Source organism: Cellulomonas sp. PSBB021 (assembly GCF_002240455.1).
Taxonomy (GTDB): domain Bacteria; phylum Actinomycetota; class Actinomycetes; order Actinomycetales; family Cellulomonadaceae; genus Cellulomonas; species Cellulomonas uda.
This window is the reverse complement of record NZ_CP021430.1, coordinates 1,829,300-1,848,022: the sequence shown is the minus strand read 5'-3', so window position 1 is coordinate 1,848,022 and position 18,723 is coordinate 1,829,300. Positions and strand designations below refer to the sequence as shown.

Genomic DNA, 18,723 nt, shown 5'->3' with positions numbered 1-18,723 from the left:
AGGGCGCCGACGCGACGCACCTGCCGGGTGCCGGGCGCGGCGGCCCGGCAGGTGCACCGCCCGCTACTTCTCACGCCTGGCGCCGCGCACGTGTGCGCGAAAGGTTCCCGGGACGCAACAGCGCCGCGTCGGGCGACGAAACATCCGATTCCTAGCGTCGGGGACGTCCGAGCCCCACCCGAGCCCCGGAGGCCCCCATGGCGCAGCCGCTCGCGACCGTCGACGAGTCGCCCTCGTCGTCCCCCTCGTCGTCCAGCACGTCGTCCAGCACGTCCGGCACGTCCCCCACGGCCCTCGCGGGCGCACCGCTCGTCCACCGCCGCGGCCGGTGGATCGATGGCTGGGACCCGCAGGACGAGGCGCAGTGGAGCGCGGTCGGCCGCGCGATCGCCCGCCGCAACCTCGCGCTGTCGATCTTCGCGGAGTTCCTCGGCTTCGCCGTGTGGGCGCTGTGGAGCATCGTCGTCCCGCAGCTCCCGGCCGCGGGCTTCGACCTGAGCGTGGACCAGATGTTCTGGCTCATCGCGCTGCCCAGCCTCGTCGGCGCGACGCTGCGCATCCCGTACACGTTCGCGGTGCCGCTGTTCGGGGGCCGCAACTGGACCATCGTGTCCGCGCTGCTCCTGCTGATCCCGACGATCAGCCTCGCGGTCGTCGTGCAGGAGCCGGGCACGTCGTTCGGCGTGCTGCTGGGCGTCGCGGCGCTCGCGGGTGTGGGCGGCGGCAACTTCGCGTCGTCGATGGCCAACATCTCGTTCTTCTACCCGGAGAAGGAGAAGGGTCGCGCGCTGGGTCTCAACGCGGCGGGCGGCAACGTGGGCACCGCGGCGGTGCAGCTCGCCGTGCCGCTGGTGATCGGCGCGGGCGCGGCGCTGTCGCTCGAGCGGGCCGGCCTGATGTTCGTGCCGCTCGCGATCCTGGCCGCCGTCCTCGCGTGGCGGTGGATGGACAACCTGTCGCACGCGAAGTCCGACCCGCGCTCGTACGGCGTGGCGGCACGCGCCCGGCACACCTGGGTCATCTCGTTCATCTACATCGGCACGTTCGGCTCGTTCATCGGCTTCTCGGGCGCGTTCCCGACGCTGCTCAAGGGGACGTTCCCGGAGGTCACGGCGACGGTCGCGTTCCTCGGGGCCCTCGTCGGGTCCGTCGCCCGGCCGCTCGGCGGCATCCTGGCGGACCGGCTCGGCGGGGCGCGGGTCACGATCGCCGCGTTCGCGGTGATGGCCGCGGGCGTGGTCAGCGCGATCTTCGCCCTGCGGTCGCACAGCTTCGGCGCGTTCCTCGCGTCGTTCCTGGTGCTGTTCGTCGCGACGGGTGCGGGCAACGGCTCGGTGTACCGCATGATCCCGGCCGTGTTCCGGCACGGCGCGACCGACGCCGAGGACCGGGTCCGGCGGGCGCGCGCGGCGGCGGGGTGCCTCGGCATCGCGGGTGCGGTCGGGGCGTTCGGCGGGTTCCTCATCCCGCGCGGGTTCGCGGTCTCGACGTCGCTCACGGGGAACATCCAGGCGGCGCTGTGGGTGATCGTCAGCCTGTACGCGGTCATGGCGTTCGTGACGTGGGCGGTGTACTCGCGCCGCGGGTCGGCCTTCGGCGACACGGTCATCTGAGCCGCGAGAGCCGATGACGACCACCACCACGCAGGTCCAGGGGAGCACGCCGTCGCTCGAGCAGGTGGCGACGGTGTGCTCCTACTGCGGCGTCGGCTGCGGGATCGTCCTCGACGTCGCGTGCGACGACGAGGGCCGCCGGGTCGCGCGCGGCGCGCGAGGCGACAAGGCGCACCCCGCGAACGCCGGTCGCCTGTGCACCAAGGGCGCGACGAGCGCCGACATGCTGGCCGCGGGCGGTCGCGCGACGCACGCGCTCGTCCGCGCGGAGCGGGGGGCCGAGCCCGAGCGTGCGGACCTCGACGAGGCGGTCGCGCTCGTCGCGCGTCGGCTGCGCGAGGTGATCGACACGCGGGGACCGGACGCGGTGGCGTTCTACGTGTCGGGGCAGATGAGCCTCGAGGCGCAGTACCTCGCGAACAAGCTCGCGAAGGGGTACGTGCGCACGCAGTGGATCGAGTCGAACTCGCGGCTGTGCATGGCGTCGGCGGGCACGGGGTACAAGCTGTCGCTCGGCTCGGACGGCCCGCCCGGCTCGTACGACGACCTCGACCACGCGGACGTGTTCCTCGTCATCGGCGCGAACATGGCCGACTGCCACCCGATCCTGTTCCTGCGGCTCCTGGACCGTGTCAAGGCGGGCGCCAAGCTCATCGTCGTCGACCCGCGGCGCACCGCGACCGCCGACAAGGCGGACCTGTTCCTGCAGGTCAGGCCCGGGACGGACCTGGCGCTGCTGAACGGGTTGCTGCGGCTCGTCGTCGAGGCGGGCGGTCTCGACGAGCAGTTCGTCGCGGAGCACACCGCCGGCTGGGACGCGGTCGAGGCGATGCTCGAGGACTACCCGGCCGACGAGGTGGAGCGGCTCACGGGCGTGCCGGCGGCGGACCTGCGGGCCGCGGCGGAGCTGATCGCCGCCGCCGGGAGCTGGGTGTCGTGCTGGACGATGGGGCTCAACCAGTCCACGCACGGGACGTGGAACACGAACGCGCTGGTCAACCTGCACCTCGCGACCGGCGCGATCTGCCGGACCGGGTCGGGGCCGTTCTCGCTCACCGGGCAGCCCAACGCGATGGGCGGCCGCGAGATGGGCTACATGGGCCCGGGCCTGCCGGGCCAGCGCTCGGTGCTCGACGCGGCGGACCGCGCGTTCGTCGAGGAGGTGTGGGGGCTTGAGCCGGGCACCATCCGCGCCGAGTCGACCGGCCGCGGCACGGTGGACATGTACGAGCGGATGGCCGCCGGCGAGATCGCGGCGTGCTGGGTCATCTGCACCAACCCCGTCGCGTCGGTCGGCAACCGGCGCACCGTGATCGAGGGGCTCGAGCGTGCCGAGCTCGTCGTCACGCAGGACGCGTTCGCCGACACCGAGACCAACGCGTACGCGGACGTGGTCCTGCCCGGGGCGCTGTGGTCGGAGTCCGACGGCGTGATGATCAGCTCCGAGCGCACCCTGACGCTCGCCCGCGCCGCGCTGCGGCCGCCGGGCGACGCCCTGCCGGACTGGCTGCTGATCGCACGCGTCGCGCAGGCGATGGGCTACGACGGCTTCGACTTCACGACCTCGCAGGAGGTGTTCGACGAGCTGCGCGCGTTCGCCAACCCCCGCACGGGGTACGACCTGCGCGGCGCGACCTACGAGCGGCTGCGCGGCGGCCCCGTGCAGTGGCCGGTCGCGCCGGACGGCCCGCGCCGCAACCCGATCCGGTACCTCAACGACGGCGTCAGCCAGCCGGAGCTCGTGCGCGAGGACGGCACGCGACCGCGGCTGCGGTTCGCCACGGCCGACGGCCGCGCGCAGTTCCACGCACGGCCGCACCTGCCCGCCGCGGAGCTGCCCGACGACGACTACCCGTACGTGCTCAACACCGGGCGTGTGCAGCACCAGTGGCACACGCTGACCAAGACCGGCAAGGTCGCCAAGCTCAACCGCCTGGCGCCCGGCCCGTTCGTCGAGGTCCATCCCGACGACGCGGCCGCGCTCGGCGTCGTCGACGGCGCGTCCCTCGAGGTCGCGTCGCGGCGGGGGCGCGCGGTGCTGCCCGCCGTGGTGACCGACCGCGTGCGCCCGGGCTCGCTGTTCGCGCCCTTCCACTGGAACGACCTGTTCGGGGAGTACCTGGCCGTGAACGCCGTGACGTCCGACGCCGTCGACCCGCTGTCGTTCCAGCCCGAGCTCAAGGTCTGCGCGGTCGCGGTCACCCCCGTCGCCGGCCCGACCGGTGGCCCCGACCGTGCGGACGGTGCGACCGACGTGCGTGAGCACGACGAGACGGCGGGCCCCCTCGCGCCGGGACCGGGCACGACGAGCCGCGGCGGGCTGACCCCGGGCGCGGTCGCGATCCGGGCGCTCGGCGCCGCGCTCGGGCTCGACGGCCTCGAGCCGCCGCCGCTCGGGGCCGACGAGCGGCGCTACCTCGCGGGCTTCCTCGCGGGTCTCGGCGGGGGCGCACCCGGCACACCCGTGCTCCCGACGTCCGCACCGCTGGCGCCCGACCAGGCGCTGTGGGTCGACGGCCTGCTCGCCGGCCTGTTCTCCCGCACGCCCGAGCCGCACCCGGCCCGCGCGTCGCGCGCTGCGGGCGAGGCGCCCGGTGTGCGCGCGCGGCAGGTCGTCGTGCTGTGGGCCTCGCAGACCGGGAACGCCGAGGAGCTGGCCGCGCTCGTCACCGAGCGGGTCACGGGTGCGGGGCTCGCGGTGCGGTGCGTCGCGATGGACGACTGCCCGCCCGCCGACCTGCCGACCGACGCGGACCTGGTGCTCGTGACCAGCACGTTCGGCGACGGCGACGCCCCCGACAACGGCACCGCGTTCTGGGAGGCGGTCGCCGCGCCCGACGCCCGGCGGCTCGACGGCACGCGCTTCGCGGTGCTCGCGCTCGGGGACTCGAGCTACGACCGGTTCTGCGGGCACGGGCGCCGCCTCGACCACCGGATCGCGGAGCTGGGCGCCACGCGCCTCGTCGAGCGCGGGGAGTGCGAGCCCGGCGAGGACGACCGCGCGCACGCGTGGCTCGACGCGCTGCTCGCCGTCCTCGTCCCCGCGACGGCCGATCCTGCCGCGGGCGGCGCACCCTCGACCGGGATCGCGTCGTCCGCGTCCCTCGTCGTCCCGGCGCCCGGCGCGTCCTCGAGCTCCTCTGCCTCGTCGGCCTCGTCGGCCTCGTCGCCGCGCGACCCCGCGGCCGCGACGCGGCAGGACCCCGGCGCGGCGCGGCTCGTAGGGAACCGGCTGCTGTCACTGCCGGGCTCCGCCAAGGAGGTCCGCGAGATCGTCCTCGACGTGGCTGACAGCCCGCGCGCGGTCACGTACCGGGCGGGCGACGCGCTGGCCGTCCGTCCGACGAACGCGACCGCACTCGTCGACGAGTGGTTCGCCGTCACCGGGTGGGACCCCGAGCAGCTCGTCGCCGTGGACGGCCGGGCCGTCCCGCTGCGCGCCGCGCTCACCGACGAGCTCGACATCACGCGCGTCTCACGCGACCTGCTCGCCGTCGTCGCGGAGCACGGCGGCAGCCCCGAGCTGCGCCGCATGCTCCGGCCCGACGGCGGCACCGACCTCGCGCGCTGGACCTGGTGCCGCCAGGCGGTCGACGTGGTCGCCGAGCTCGCACCCGACGTCCCCGCGACCGCGCTCGTCGGCGCGCTGCGACGCCTCGCGCCGCGGCAGTACTCGATCTCCTCGAGCCCTCGCGTCACGCCCCGCACCGTGTCGCTCACGATGTCGGTCGTGCGGTACGCGTCGCCGTCCGGCGCCGCGCGCGGCGGGGTGTGCTCGACGTTCCTCGCCGACGCGCCCACCGGCACCGTCGTCCCCGTGCACGTGCAGGCCAGCGCCCACTTCCACCCGCCCGCCGCGGACGTCCCCGCGATCATGATCGGCCCCGGCACGGGCGTCGCGCCGTTCGTCGGCTTCCTCGCCGACCGCGCGGCCGCCGGTCACACCGGGCGCAACTGGTTGTTCTTCGGCGAGCAGCACGCCGCGACCGACTTCTACTACCGCGACGAGCTGTCCGCGATGCTCGCCGACGGTCGGCTCGACCGCCTCGACACCGCGTTCTCGCGCGACCAGCGCGCCAAGGTCTACGTGCAGGACCGCATGCGCGAGCACGGCGGACGCGTGTGGGAGTGGCTCGAGTCCGGGGCGTCCGTGTTCGTGTGCGGCGACGCGTCGCGCATGGCGAGGGACGTCGACACCGCGCTGCGGGACGTCGTCGTCGCGCACGGCGGGCTCACCCGCGACGCGGCCGACGCCTACGTCAAGGACCTCACCACCACGCGGCGGTACGTGCGCGACGTCTACTGACCCCGCGGTCTGCCCCGTGACCCTGCCCGGCGACGCTGCTTGGTCACGCTGACCGGTCACGCTGACCGGTCACGATGTCCGGTCACCCTGTCCGGTCACGCTGCCCGGTCACGCTGCCCGGTCACGCCGTCCGGTCACGCTGTCCGGTCGTGCCGCCCGACGAGCCCGTCCGGGTCACACGACCGTGACGTGCACCGAGTCGTAGCCCGTCGCGCCGTCCGGCAGCACGTCCGCGACCTCGCCCGTCTGCGGGCCCTCCGGGTCGAACGCCCGCACGTGCAGCACGTGCTCGCCCGGCTCTGCGCGCCACGTCCAGCGCCACTGCCGCCACGAGTCGATGCCGCCGTCCGCCGCGAGCGTCGCGTCCTGCCACGCGCCCTCGTCGGCCCGGACCTGGACCCGCCGCACGCCACGGTGCTGCGCCCACGCCGTCCCGGCGACCACGACGTCACCCGCCGCGACGTCCCCGCCGCCGCGTGGCACCTCGATCCGTGACTGCGTCTTCACCGGGCCGCGCTCCGACCACCCGCGCTGCGTCCAGTACGCCCGCGCGTCGGCGAACCGCGTGACCTCCAGCTCGGTGACCCACTTCGTCGCCGACACGTACCCGTACAGGCCGGGCACGACGAGCCGCACGGGGAACCCGTGCTCGACGGGCAGCGGCGCGCCGTCCATCCCGACCGCGAGCAGCGCGTCCCGGTCGTCGGTCAGCGCCTCGATCGGTGTGGACGCCGTCCAACCGTCGGCGCTGCGCGAGAGCACCATGTCCGCGTCCGCGTGCGGCACCGCACGCGCGAGCAGGTCCCGCACCGGGAGCCCGAGCCACCGCTGGTTCCCGACGAGGTCACCCCCCACCGGGTTCGACACGCAGCACAGCGTCACCCACGCCTCCACCAGGTCGGAGGCGAGCAGCTCGTCCCACGTGAGCTCCACCTCACGCTCGACGAGGCCGTGCACCCGCAGCGTCCAGGTCGCCGGGTCGACCTGCGGCACGACGAGCGCGGTGTCGATCCGGTAGAACGCGTCGGGTGGCGTCCGCCACGGCTCGACCCCGTCGACCGGGACGTCGACCCCTGCGGGCACCGGTGCCGCCGCGCGGACCGGCCGCGGGAGCCGGACCGCGTCGCGCGCCGCCGTCACCGCGCGTCCCGCCGCACCCGCGGCCCGGCCGACGACCACCCCGACCGCTCCGAGAGCCGCCGCCACCCCCACGGCCTGCAGGAAGCCCCGCCGGTCCGTCCTCGACCACGCATCGCGCGCGGACGTCCCGACCGTCCCGGGCCCGCCCGCGCTCGCGGTCCCGACCGGGTGCGCGGGCGTGCCCCCGCTGCCGGTCGCCGCGACGGAGCTCGACCGGGCGGGCGCCGGCAGGCGGTCGACGAGCAGCCGGAGCGTCCAGAGCCCGGCGGCGGTCCCGACGACCGCGGGCGCCGCCGTCCACGCCGACGCCCCTGGCCGGCCGAGTGCCGCGGCGGCTGCCACGAGACCGAGCGCGACCACGACCGCGGCGCCCCAGACCCACCGCCGCGCGGCCAGCACCCCGGCGAGCGCGGCGAGCCCCGCGAGCACGAGCGCCTCGCCGACGGCGAGCGCAGCCTTGTCGGCGGTGCCGAACGTCTCGGCGGCCAGCTCCTTGAGCCACGTCGGCGTCGCGTCGACGAACGCCGCGCCGACCGCGACGAGCGGATCGCTCGACGCCCCGGTGACGACCGCGACCAGCGCAGCGGCCCCGAGCGTCACGAGCCCCGAGGCGAGCCCGGCCAGCGCCGCGAACCGCGCCCGCGCGCTCCGCCCCCGGCGGTGTCCCGAGCCCTGCTCGTCACCCGTCCCGACCGCCGCCATGCCTCCATGCTGCGGCCTGACCCGGCTCCCGACCAGACCCGGCGCCCGACGAGTACGCCGTTCCCGACGAGAGTCTGTTCGCGACGAGACTCTGTTCCGGGTCTGACTCTGTCGGCGCCTCGTGCGGCCGGCGCGCGGGTCAGAGCGCGGGGGAGCCGAGCGTCGCGGGGACGTGGTCGGTGTGTCCCGCGGTGCGCAGCGCTGTGCGCAGACGCTCGGCGGCGGCGTCGAGCTCCTCGGCGGGCACGTCGCTGCGCGCGTTCGCGAACGTGAGGCTCGACTCGTCCCACGCGGGCAGCACGTGCAGGTGCAGGTGCGCGACCTCGAAACCGGCGACGAGCAGCGCAGCGCGCGGCGCACCCCACTCGGCCTGCTGCACCGCCCCGATGGTGCGCGCGACGACCGCGAGGTGCGCGACGACGTCGTCCGGCGCCTGCGTGAGCTCGGTGATCTCGGCGCGCGGCACGACGAGGACGTGCCCCGGCGTGATCGGCACGATGGTCGCGAAGGCGACGCACACCTCGTCGGCCCAGACGAACCGTCCGGGGATCTCGCCGTCGATGATCTTGGTGAACAACGTGGCCATGCGTCCAACCTAGCCGCGCGCCGGGTCTCGTCCGCGCGGCGTGCTCAGGCGCGCCGCAGGGCGTCGCGGATCTTCATGCGGCTCCCGGAGTGCAGGATCGCACCCGAGTAGATGCGGCCTGCGAGCCACACCAGCACCGGCACGAGCGCGATCGACAGCCCGAGCGCGAGCAGCGCCTCCCAGGTCTCCGCGGCGCCGAGCGCGATGCGGATCGGCGTGAGCATCGGTGAGCAGAACGGCACGAAGGACAGCCAGGTGGCGAGCGAGTTCGTCGGGTCCCAGGGCAGGATCGAGATGCCGAGGACGTAGGGGACGATCATCAGCGTCGTGACGGGGCCGATGACCGAGCCGACGTCCTCCTGGCGCGAGACGAGTGCTCCGAGCGCGCCGAGCACGAGCGCGTACATCGCGAACCCGACCACGAACCACACGAGCGCCCACACCGCGGTCGTGCCGATGTCGAGCGACGAGGCGTCGAGCAGCCCGAGTGCGGTGGCGGTGCCGGCTCCGGCGGCGACGACGAGCGCGACCTGCAGCAGCCCGACGACACCGATGCCGAGCACCTTGCCCGCCATGAGCTGGGCGGGCCGCACGGTCGCGAGCAGGAGCTCGACGACCCGGCTGGACTTCTCCTCGACGACGCCCTGCGCGACGAGCTGGCCGGCCGTCATGAGTGAGATGAACAGCAGGATGCCCGCGATGTAGCCCGCGACGATCTGACCGCCGTCGCGCACCGGCTCCGGGTCCAGGGCGGTGACCTGCGGCTGGGCGTCGGCGATCTGCCCCGCGACCTCGGCGGGCTCGCCGCCCAGGTCGGTGACGGCCGACGCGAGGGCGAGCTGCTGCGCGAACGCCGCGAGCACGGGCTCGAGCGCCTGGCCGACCGCGTCGTCGACGGTGACGTCGAGCGTCGGGTCCACCGCGGTCACCACGAGCTCGAGCGAGCCGTCCTGCAGCTGCTCGTCGACGGTCGCGTCGTCGACCTCGTGGGTCTGGACCGTGACCCCCATGCCCTTCGCGGTGGCCTCGAACAGGCTCGCCGCCTGCGCGGCGGACGGCGTGAAGCCGACGTCGGTGGCGTCGGGCTCCTGGCCGCCCACGACGTCGAGCAGGATCCCTCCGAGGACGACCGCGGCGACGAACAGCGCGGTCGTCCAGATGAACGCGCGCGTGCGGACCCGCGTCGTGATCTCCCGAGCCGCGACGAGGCGGATCGCCGCGCTCGTCCCGAGCTCCCCGGTCGCGGCGACCTGGCGCGTGCTGGCTCCCTGCCGTGCATCGGCGCTCACGCCGTCACCTCCGTGCTCGTCGAACCGGCCGAATCGGTGGTCGAACCGGTCGGCAGTACGGTCGGGGTCGACCCGTCGGGACCGGGCGGGTCGTCGCTGGTCACCACGTGCCGGTACAGCTCGACGAGCGACGGGCGCACGCGGGCGAACTCGCGCACCGGGCCGACGCCCAGGGCCGCGGCGAGGAGCTGCTGGTCGACGTCCTGCAGCTGCGGGTCCGCGACCTCGACGACGCTGCGCGTCCCTGCGGCCCCGACGCTGCGCGTTCCTGCGGTCGCGTCTTGCCCCGCGACCGGGCTCGTCGGGCTCCCGGCTCCGGGCGCGAGGTCGGTCTCCTGCGTGGAGACGAGCCGCGCTGCGGGCACCTGAGCGAGCCACAGCCGCGGTGCCGGCCCGTCGACGAGCCAACGCCGCTCGGGCGTCGAGCGGAGCTCGTCGATCCCGCCCACCGCGACCATCGAGCCCGACCGGACGATGCCGACGCGGTCGCACAGCCGCTCGACGAGCTCGAGCTGGTGCGACGAGAACATGACGGGCACACCCGCTGCCGCCTGGTCGTGGAGCACCTGGCTCATGACGTCGACCGCGACCGGGTCGAGCCCCGAGAACGGCTCGTCGAGCACCAGGATGTCGGGGCCGTGGACGAGTGCCGCCGCGAGCTGCACACGCTGCTGGTTGCCGAGCGACAGCTTGAGCACCTCGTCCCCGCGCCGCGAGTCGATCCCGAGCACGTGCGTCCAGTGCTCCATGGCGCTCACGGCGTCCGACTTGGACATGCCGTGCAGCCGCGCGAGGTACACCAGGTGCTCGCCGACCCGCATCTTGGGGTAGAGCCCCCGCTCCTCGGGCATGTACCCGATGCGCCGGCGCACGGTGAGGTCCAGCGGCCGGCCGTCCCAGCGCACCTCGCCCGAGTCGGCTGCGAGAACGCCCAGGATGATGCGCATCGCCGTGGACTTGCCCGCACCGTTCGACCCGACGAACCCGAAGATCTCGCCGGCGCGCACCGAGAAGGACATGTCGCGCAGTGCTTGTACGGGCCCGTACGCCTTGGACAGGGAGTCGATGGTCAGCTCGGCCATGACCACGATCCCATCAGACGGATCGCCATCTGACCAGCACGATCACGGCGGCGCGCCCAGGTCGCGAGGGGTACGACCCGCGGTCCGCGAGCCAGGGCGCGCGTCGCCGGCCGGTCGCGCTGATCGTCACCTGGTCCTCCCACCCGCCCGCCGTGCCGCTCCCGTCTCCCCGCGCGCTCAAGCCTGACCTCCCGCCTCGCGTTCGCGTGCCAACGCGTCGAGGGCGAGCACGGTGTTCCAGTTGCGGGCGGTCCCGCCCCGGCCCGCGGCCTTCTCGAGGACGGGCAGCGTGAGCCGCGACCGACCGATCCCGTCGGGGTAGTAGGCGTAGAGCTCGGTGCGCGACCAGACCAGCCGCTCGTTCCCGTACCGCGCCGGGTCGAACGCGCTGGCGGTCTCGGCGACCGGGCCGTCCCACGCGACCACGACGAGGTGCGACGGGTCGTCGCGGGCCTCGTCGGAGAACGGGCACGCCTCGACGACCGCGTGCCACGCGCTCGCCGTCCGGGCGACGACCGGGACGTCGAACCCCGCCTCGGCGGTGAGCGCGGCACCGAGGGCGTCCGCGGCAGCGGGCGCGCCGTGCGGCGCGACGACGACCACGTTCCCGGAGTTCACGTACGTCTTCACCTCGGTGTACCCGAGCCCTTCCGCGGCCGCGCGCAGCTGTGCGGACGTGAGCTTGCGTCCACCCACGTTGACCGCGCGCAGCAGGCCGATGACCACAGTCCTGGTCACGGAGTCCACCTCTCTGTCACGGGGTCCACCTCTCTCTTGCTCATGGGCCGCACCGCGGGTCGGGCCCGGGCCCGTTCACCACGCGCCCGGACCGGCCGAGGAACTCGTACCGCGCGGGCACGTCGATCCCGGACGTCGGCCCGGTGTCCTGGTCGTCAGCATCCCGTCCCGGGCGGGGCGGGTCCACCGGCGACAGGCGGCGCACGTCGAGGTCGAGCCGGTGCACCTCGTGGTGGTGGAACCCGCACAGCAGCACGGAGTTCTCCAGGTCCGAGGGGCCGCCGTCGCGGTGCCACCACCGGATGTGGTGGACCTGGCTGTACCGCGCGGGCGTCGAGCACCCGTTCCAGGCGCACAGCCTGTCCCGAGCGACCACCGCGAGGCGTTGGGCGGGCGTGAACATGCGTCGACTCCTTCCGACGTCGAGGGGAAGACCAGATGCGCTCATGACCACGCGCGCCATCGCGCAGTCGCACAGCGCCGCCGCGAGCTCGGTACGCGTCAGCACGACCCCGTCGTCGCTGACCGCCGGCCGCACCCGCGGCACCGCCCGCGACGTGACCTGCGACGAGACCTGCGACGTGACCTGCGACGTGACCTCGGACGAGTCCGGTGGTGGTGCATCTCGCGGTGCTGCATCTCCCGGTGGTGCACCTCGCGCCGCCGGGAGCCCGTCACCGGCCGAGCGGCTCGACCGGGCCCGCTCGCGGACCTCGAGCCAGGCCTCGGCGGGCACGAGCAGGCTCACGTGCGCGGCAGGCGCCCGCGCCGCGCCGTCGGGCAGCTGACCGTCGTCGGCATGCAGCGCGACGTCCGGCGGACCGGCCGGGGCCGATGCCCCCGTGGCGCTCGGAGGGTGCGTGCGCTGCCCACCCGTCAGTGCGTGGTGCGCGAGGGCTGTCAGCGCGTCGGCGCGCGCCTGCTCGCCCGTGCGGTCGTCGTCGGCGCGGTGCCCTGTGGCGTCCAGGGCGCGGGCAAGAGCGTGACCGGACAGCGGGTCGAGCCGACCACGCAGGTAGGTCCCGTCCGCGCCGTGCGTGAGCGTGAGGAACCGGGCCCGGCGCGCGGCCTCGCGGGCGTCGCTGACCACGTCCGGCTCGTGCTGGGCGACGAGCGCCCCGACCGACCGCGCGAACTCGCGCGCGTCGGTCTGCCGTGCGAGCTCGACGAGCTCGCGCTGCGTCTCGGGCCGCGCAAGGACGTCGACCGCGCGCGGGCCCGCCGTCGTGAGCGTGCGGCCGAGGACGTCGAGGTGGCCGACGGGCACGACGTGCTCCGCCACGGCCCGTCCGACGTGGGGGAGCGCAGCCATGGCGTGCGCCGCACCCAGCTCGCGCGCGACCGCCGCCCGGCTGGCCCCGGACTGCCGCGCCCGGGCGTCGACGAACCCGCGCTCGTTCGCCACCTCGGCGGCCGCGGCGTGCTGCGCGACGAGCAGCGGCGCGCGCACCGCCGTGACGACGGCGGCGAGCCCGTCGAGCACACGGATCGCCCGCGCGCGCGTCGCGGCGTCCCACGTCCCGGGCTCGCTGGACCCCGCCAGCGACCGCAGCGAACCGTGCGCGCGCTCCAGCAGCGCCAGAGCGCTCTGGCTCCCAGGCGCCCCCGGCGCCCGCGCGGCGCCTCCGGTCACGACATCGGCCTCGAACATGTGTTCGACCCTACGCGATCCGGACATCGGCGCGCCAGGGGTCGGCGCACCCCGTGCGGGGCTCACATCGACGCGGCGCCCGGTGTGCGAGAAAGGTTGCGACCGGGAAACGCGAGCGCACGCGTGCCCGAAACACGCGGTTCGTAGCGTCGGCGGTGTTCTCGTCACCCGTCGGACGGAGCCCCCCGTGAACAAGCACCTCGTCGTCGTCGGCGGCGGCATGGTGGCGCAGCGCCTCGTCGAGGCCATGCGTGACCGCGACACCGCCGGCACGTGGCGCATCACCGTGCTGGCCGAGGAGCCGCGTCGTCCGTACGACCGCGTCGCCCTCACCAGCTACTTCTCCGGCCGCGACGCGGACGACCTCGCGCTCGGCGACCCGGCGCTGTGGGACGACCCGCTCGTCACGCTGCGCAGGGACGACAAGGTGGTGGCGGTCGACCGGTCGGCGCGCACGGTCACCACCGCGCGCGGCCGCACGGAGCGCTACGACCACCTGGTGCTCGCGACGGGCTCGTCGGCGTGGGTCCCGCCGATGGAGGGTGCGGACCTGGAGGGCGTGTTCGTCTACCGCACGGTGGACGACGTCGCGGCGCTGCGCGGGTACGTCGAGCGGCTGCGGGAGAGCGGACGCGTGGTGCGTGGCGCGGTGCTCGGCGGTGGTCTGCTGGGCCTGGAGGCCGCGGGCGCGCTGCAGGCGCTGGGCGCGCAGGCGACGGTGATCCAGGTGGGCACGCACCTGATGTCGACGCAGGTCGACCTGGGCGGCGGTGAGGCGCTGCGGCGCCTGATCAACGGCCTGGGCGTGGGTGTGCGGCTGAACGCGATGACCACGCGGATCCGCCCGCACCGCCGCGGGGGTGTGGGCCGGCTCGACCTCGCGGACGGGGGCCGCGTGGACGCGGACGTCGTCGTGGTCGCGGCGGGCGTGCGGCCGCGTGACGAGCTCGCGCGCAGCAGCGGTCTGACGGTCGGGGAGCGCGGGGGTGTCGTCGTCGACGACACGTGCCTGACCGACGACCCGCACGTCTCGGCGGTCGGCGAGGTCGCCTGCATCCGGGGCGCGTGCGTCGGGCTCGTCGCGCCGGGCTACGCGATGGCGGAGGTCACGGTGGACCGCCTGCTGGGCGGGGCGGCGCAGTTCCCGGGCGCGGACACGGCGACGAAGCTCAAGCTCGCGGGGGTGGACGTCGCGAGCTTCGGCGACGCGTTCGGCACGACGCCGGGCGCACTCGAGGTCGTGTGGGCGGACCCGGTCGCGGGCGTCTACAAGAAGCTCGTGCTGTCCGACGACGCGCGCACGCTGCTCGGGGGCGTCCTCGTCGGTGACGCGTCCGCGTACGCGAGCCTGCGGCCGATGCTGGGCCGTGAGCTGCCCGGCGACCCGGGCGCGTACCTGCTCCCGGAGGGCGGGGCGGGTGCGCCCGACCTCGAGCTGCCCGACGACGCGGGCGTCTGCTCGTGCAACAACGTCACCGCAGGCGCGGTCCGGGCGGCGGTCACGGAGCACGGCTGCACCGACGTGGGCGCGGTCAAGGCGTGCACGCGGGCGGGCACGTCCTGCGGCTCGTGCCTGCCGTTGGTCAAGAAGCTCGTGGGGACGGAGCTCGCGAAGCAGGGGATCACGGTGTCGTCGGCGCTGTGCGAGCACTTCGCGCTGTCCCGCGCGCAGCTCTACGACGCGGTGCGCGTCTCGGGCGTCGCGTCGTTCACCGACGTCATCGCGCGGTTCGGCACGGACGCGGCGGGCCGCGGGTGCGACATCTGCAAGCCGGCGGTGGCGTCGATCCTCGCGACGACGGCCCCGGCGCACGTGCTCGAGGGTGAGCGTGCGGCACTGCAGGACACGAACGACCACGTGATGGCCAACCTGCAGAAGGACGGTTCGTACTCCGTGGTGCCGCGCATCCCGGGCGGTGAGGTCACGCCCGAGGGGCTGATCGCGATCGGCGAGGTCGCCAAGGACTTCGGCCTGTACACGAAGATCACGGGCGGTCAGCGCATCGACCTGTTCGGCGCGCGCATCGACCAGCTCCCGGCCGTCTGGCAGCGGCTGGTCGACGCGGGGTTCGAGTCGGGGCACGCGTACGGCAAGTCGCTGCGCACGGTGAAGTCGTGCGTCGGGTCGACGTGGTGCCGGTTCGGGGTGCAGGACTCGGTGGCGCTCGCGGTGCTGCTGGAGCTGCGGTACCGCGGCCTGCGCAGCCCGCACAAGATCAAGCTGGGCGTCTCGGGGTGCGCGCGCGAGTGTGCGGAGGCGCGCGGCAAGGACGTCGGGGTGATCGCGACGGACAAGGGCTGGAACGTCTACGTGGGCGGCAACGGCGGGTTCACACCGCGTCACGCACGGCTGCTCGCGGAGGACCTCGACACCGAGACGCTCATCCGGACGATCGACCGGTTCCTCCTGTACTACGTCCGCACGGCGGACCGCCTGCAGCGCACGGCACCGTGGGTCGACGAGGTCGAGGGCGGCCTCGAGGGGGTGCGCGCGGTCGTCATGGACGACTCGCTGGGGATCTGCGCGGACCTGGACGAGCAGATGGCGCGGCACGTCGAGGACTACACCGACGAGTGGCGCGCCACGCTCGAGGACCCCGAGAAGCTGCGGCGGTTCGCGTCGTTCGTGAACGCCCCCGAGGTGCCCGACCCGTCGCTCGCCTACGTCCCCGAGCGGGGCCAGGCCCGACCCGCCACGCCCGACGAGCGTGCCGCCGCCGAGCGCGGCGAGCCGGTCCTCGTCGCCGGCACGACCCTGGAGGTACGCGCATGACCGTCCTCGACATCCCCCAGCACACCCGGCGGACCGAGCCCGCGGGTGGGTGGGTCGCCGTCTGCCGGCTGGCGGACCTGACCCCGGAGCGCGGCGCGGCCGCGTTGGTCGGCGGTGCGCAGGTCGCGCTGTTCCGGCTCGTCGACGACACGGTGCACGCCGTGCAGCAGCAGGACCCGTTCTGCGGTGCGTACGTGCTGTCGCGCGGCATCGTCGGGACGCGTCACGTCGGCGACGAGGTGGTGCCCACCGTCGCGTCGCCGATGCACAAGCAGGTGTTCGACCTGCGCACGGGCGTGTGCCTCGACGCGGTCGGCAGGTCGCCGGTGGCGGGGATGCCGGCGGACCTGCGCACGTGGCGCGTGCGCGTGGTGGACGGCGTGGTCGAGCTCGCGGCCCCGTCGGCGGACGTCGCGGGGAGTGCCGGATGACGACGATGCTCGGGGTGGACCTGACGGGCCGGCGCGTGCTCGTGGTCGGCGGTGGCCCGGTCGCGGCGCGGCGGGTGCCGGCGCTGGTGGCCGACGGCGCGCGCGTCGTCGTCGTCGCGCCCGCGTTGTGCGAGCCGCTGCGGGACGCGCATCGCTGGGGTCAGCTCGAGTGGCGCGCGCGCGAGGTCGTCGAGAGCGACCTCGACGGCGTGTGGCTCGTGCACACGGCGACGGGGGACCGCCGGTGCGACGACGACGTGGCGCGCTGGGCCGCGGACCGCCGGGTGTTCTGCGTGCATGCCGCACGGGCCGCGGGTGGCACGGCACGGACGCCGGCGACGACGAGCCTCGGCGACGTGCTCGTCGGCGTCGTCTCGACCGGCGCGCCCGACCCGGGCCGCACGGCGGTGGTGCGCGACGCGCTCGCGGAGCGGGTGCGCGACGTGCTGGCCGAGCACCTGCGGGAGGGGCGTGCGGACGTGCGCGCGCGGCGCCGCGGCGGCGCGGGGCGGGTCGTGCTCGTCGGCGGCGGTCCCGGTGACGTGGGGCTGCTGACGCTCGCGGGCCGGCGGGCGCTCGCGGAGGCGGACGTGGTGGTGACCGACCGGCTCGGCCCGGTCGAGGTGCTCGACGAGCTCGCGCCCGACGTAGAGGTCGTCGACGTCGGGAAGACGCCCGGCCATCACCCGGTGCCGCAGCACGAGATCGGCAGGATCCTCGTCGAGCACGCGCAGCGCGGGCGCGTCGTCGTGCGGCTCAAGGGCGGTGACCCGTTCGTGTACGGGCGCGGCGGCGAGGAGGTCCTCGCGTGCCGTGAGGCCGGGGTCCCGGTGACGGTGATCCCGGGCGTGAGCTCCGCGCTCGCCGCGCCGGCCGCGGCGGGCATCCCGCTCACGCACCGCGGCACGGTCGGAGCGCTGCACGTGATGAACGGCCACGACGGCTGGTCGTCGGCCGCGCTCGTCGGGCTGCGCGACGCGACGTGCACGGTCGTCGTGCTCATGGGCGTGGCGGCGCTGGGCGAGCTCGCGTCGGGCGCGCTCGCCGCGGGTGTGCCGCCGACGACGCCCGCCGCGCTGGTCGAGCGTGCGACCACCCCGACGCAGCGGGTCACGCGCGCCACGCTCGGGACGCTCGAGGCGACGGCGCTCGCGGCGGGCGTGCGCGCACCCGCGGTGCTCGTGCTGGGCGAGGTCGCGGCGCCGGGTCTGCTCGACCCGCGTGGCGCGGACGCGTGCGAGACGACGGACCTCACAGACCGCACAATGGCGTGGTGAGCATCGCGCCGAGCACGACCCACGAGGGGATCGACCAGACCCTGGCGGGGTGCGTCGTGCTCATCACCGCCGACCGACGCTCCGCCGAGCTGACCGCCGCGCTCACGCGCCGTGGCGCCGCGGTGCGCCACGCCGCGGCGCTGGGGATGGTCCCGCACATCGACGACGCGGCGCTCATCGCCGCGACGCGCGACCTCGTCGCGGACCCGCCGGACACGGTCGTCGTGACCACCGGGATCGGGTTCCGCGGGTGGGTGGAGGCCGCGGACGCCGCCGGGATCGCCGACGACCTGCTCGCGGCGCTGCGGGACGCCCGGATCGTCGCACGCGGCCCGAAGGCGCGCGGCGCGATCCAGGCGGCGGGCCTGACGCCCGACTGGGTCGCGGAGTCCGAGACGAGCGCCGAGGTGGCGCAGGTCCTGCTCGACGAGGGCGTCCACGGTCGCGACATCGTGGTCCAGCACCACGGCGCGGGATCCGACGGCCTCGACGACGCGTTCCGTCTCGCGGGCGCGCGCGTCCGCAGCCTCGTCGTGTACCGCTGGGGTCCGCCGCCCGACCCGGCCGCCGTCGCGGCGTCGGTGTGCGCCGTGGCCGGGGGTGAGGTCGACGCGGTCGCGTTCACGTCCGCACCGGGTGCGGCGGCCTGGCTCGACGCCGCCGACGCGCAGGGGGTGACCGACCTCGTCGTCGAGCGCTGCCGCGAGGGGTCGGTCGTCATGGCGGCCGTCGGACCCGTGACGGCGGCGCCGCTCGTCGCGCGCGGCATCGAGCCGCTCGTGCCCGACCGCGGCCGGCTCGGGTCGCTCGTGCGGCTGATCGTCAACCACTACGGCGGTCTGGAGGCGCTCGAGACCGCAGCAGGTCCGCTGCGCGTCTACCGCGGTGCGGCCGTCCTCGACGGCCGGGTGCTGCCGCTGACACCGACGGGTCTGGAGATCCTGCGGCTGCTGGCCCACGCCCGCGGGTCCGTCGTGCCGCGCGACCAGGTCCTCGCGGCGCTGCCCGGCGACTCGCGCGACCCGCACGCCGCCGAGGTCGCGATCGCCCGGCTGCGGGAGGCGACGGGCTCGCGCGGGCTCATCCGCACGGTCGTCAAGCGCGGGTACCGGCTCGAGCTGGCGCTGTCGTGACC

Annotated in this window: 12 protein-coding genes; 6 read left to right on the top strand and 6 right to left on the bottom strand. The window is 75.2% G+C overall.

Annotation, left to right across the window (positions count from 1 at the left end; translation table 11 throughout):
• Positions 1 to 197 precede the first annotated feature (197 nt).
• Positions 198 to 1,613: an MFS transporter gene (locus CBP52_RS08330; RefSeq protein ID WP_094180559.1), complete on the top strand. Its 1,416-nt coding sequence runs from the start codon at positions 198 to 200 to the stop codon at positions 1,611 to 1,613.
• Positions 1,614 to 1,626: 13 nt separating this feature from the next.
• Positions 1,627 to 5,919: a bifunctional nitrate reductase/sulfite reductase flavoprotein subunit alpha gene (locus tag CBP52_RS08325; RefSeq protein ID WP_094180558.1), complete on the top strand. Its 4,293-nt coding sequence runs from the start codon at positions 1,627 to 1,629 to the stop codon at positions 5,917 to 5,919.
• Between the two features lie 174 nt (positions 5,920 to 6,093).
• On the opposite strand, the gene CBP52_RS08320 is transcribed toward CBP52_RS08325, so the two are convergent.
• From CBP52_RS08320 to CBP52_RS08295, 6 genes are all read right to left on the bottom strand, one after another.
• Complete coding sequence (locus CBP52_RS08320) at positions 6,094 to 7,761, bottom strand: molybdopterin-dependent oxidoreductase (RefSeq protein WP_094180557.1); 1,668 nt, start codon at positions 7,759 to 7,761, stop codon at positions 6,094 to 6,096.
• 139 nt (positions 7,762 to 7,900) lie between these two features.
• Positions 7,901 to 8,347 (bottom strand): HIT family protein, encoded by a 447-nt coding sequence (locus CBP52_RS08315; RefSeq protein ID WP_094180556.1) that lies wholly within the window; start codon positions 8,345 to 8,347, stop codon positions 7,901 to 7,903.
• Positions 8,348 to 8,391: 44 nt separating this feature from the next.
• The gene (locus tag CBP52_RS08310; RefSeq protein ID WP_094180555.1) at positions 8,392 to 9,636 is read right to left on the bottom strand and encodes an ABC transporter permease; all 1,245 of its coding nucleotides are present in this window, start codon (positions 9,634 to 9,636) and stop codon (positions 8,392 to 8,394) included.
• On the bottom strand, positions 9,633 to 10,718 hold the full coding sequence (locus tag CBP52_RS08305) for an ABC transporter ATP-binding protein (protein ID WP_094180554.1): 1,086 nt from the start codon (positions 10,716 to 10,718) through the stop codon (positions 9,633 to 9,635). The genes CBP52_RS08310 and CBP52_RS08305 overlap by 4 nt, the downstream gene beginning before the upstream one ends.
• 177 nt (positions 10,719 to 10,895) lie before the next feature.
• Entirely contained in the window at positions 10,896 to 11,456 is a 561-nt protein-coding gene (locus CBP52_RS08300; protein ID WP_094182266.1) for a DUF1697 domain-containing protein, read from the bottom strand.
• Positions 11,457 to 11,496: 40 nt separating this feature from the next.
• Complete coding sequence (locus CBP52_RS08295) at positions 11,497 to 13,107, bottom strand: HNH endonuclease signature motif containing protein (protein ID WP_094180553.1); 1,611 nt, start codon at positions 13,105 to 13,107, stop codon at positions 11,497 to 11,499.
• Positions 13,108 to 13,327: 220 nt separating this feature from the next.
• Here CBP52_RS08295 and nirB point away from each other — a divergent pair, with 220 nt between their 5' ends.
• From nirB to CBP52_RS08275, 4 genes are read left to right on the top strand one after another with little or no spacing between them, the layout of a single operon-like run.
• Complete coding sequence (gene nirB / locus CBP52_RS08290; RefSeq protein ID WP_304441738.1) at positions 13,328 to 15,880, top strand: nitrite reductase large subunit NirB; 2,553 nt, start codon at positions 13,328 to 13,330, stop codon at positions 15,878 to 15,880.
• Positions 15,877 to 16,311 (top strand): nitrite reductase small subunit NirD, encoded by a 435-nt coding sequence (gene nirD / locus CBP52_RS08285; protein WP_094180551.1) that lies wholly within the window; start codon positions 15,877 to 15,879, stop codon positions 16,309 to 16,311. Before nirB ends, nirD begins: the two co-directional genes overlap by 4 nt.
• On the top strand, positions 16,308 to 17,588 hold the full coding sequence (gene cobA, locus CBP52_RS08280) for a uroporphyrinogen-III C-methyltransferase (RefSeq protein WP_094180550.1): 1,281 nt from the start codon (positions 16,308 to 16,310) through the stop codon (positions 17,586 to 17,588). Before nirD ends, cobA begins: the two co-directional genes overlap by 4 nt.
• Positions 17,585 to 18,721: a uroporphyrinogen-III synthase gene (locus CBP52_RS08275; protein WP_232514718.1), complete on the top strand. Its 1,137-nt coding sequence runs from the start codon at positions 17,585 to 17,587 to the stop codon at positions 18,719 to 18,721. The genes cobA and CBP52_RS08275 overlap by 4 nt, the downstream gene beginning before the upstream one ends.
• The last annotated feature ends 2 nt before the right edge of the window (positions 18,722 to 18,723 follow it).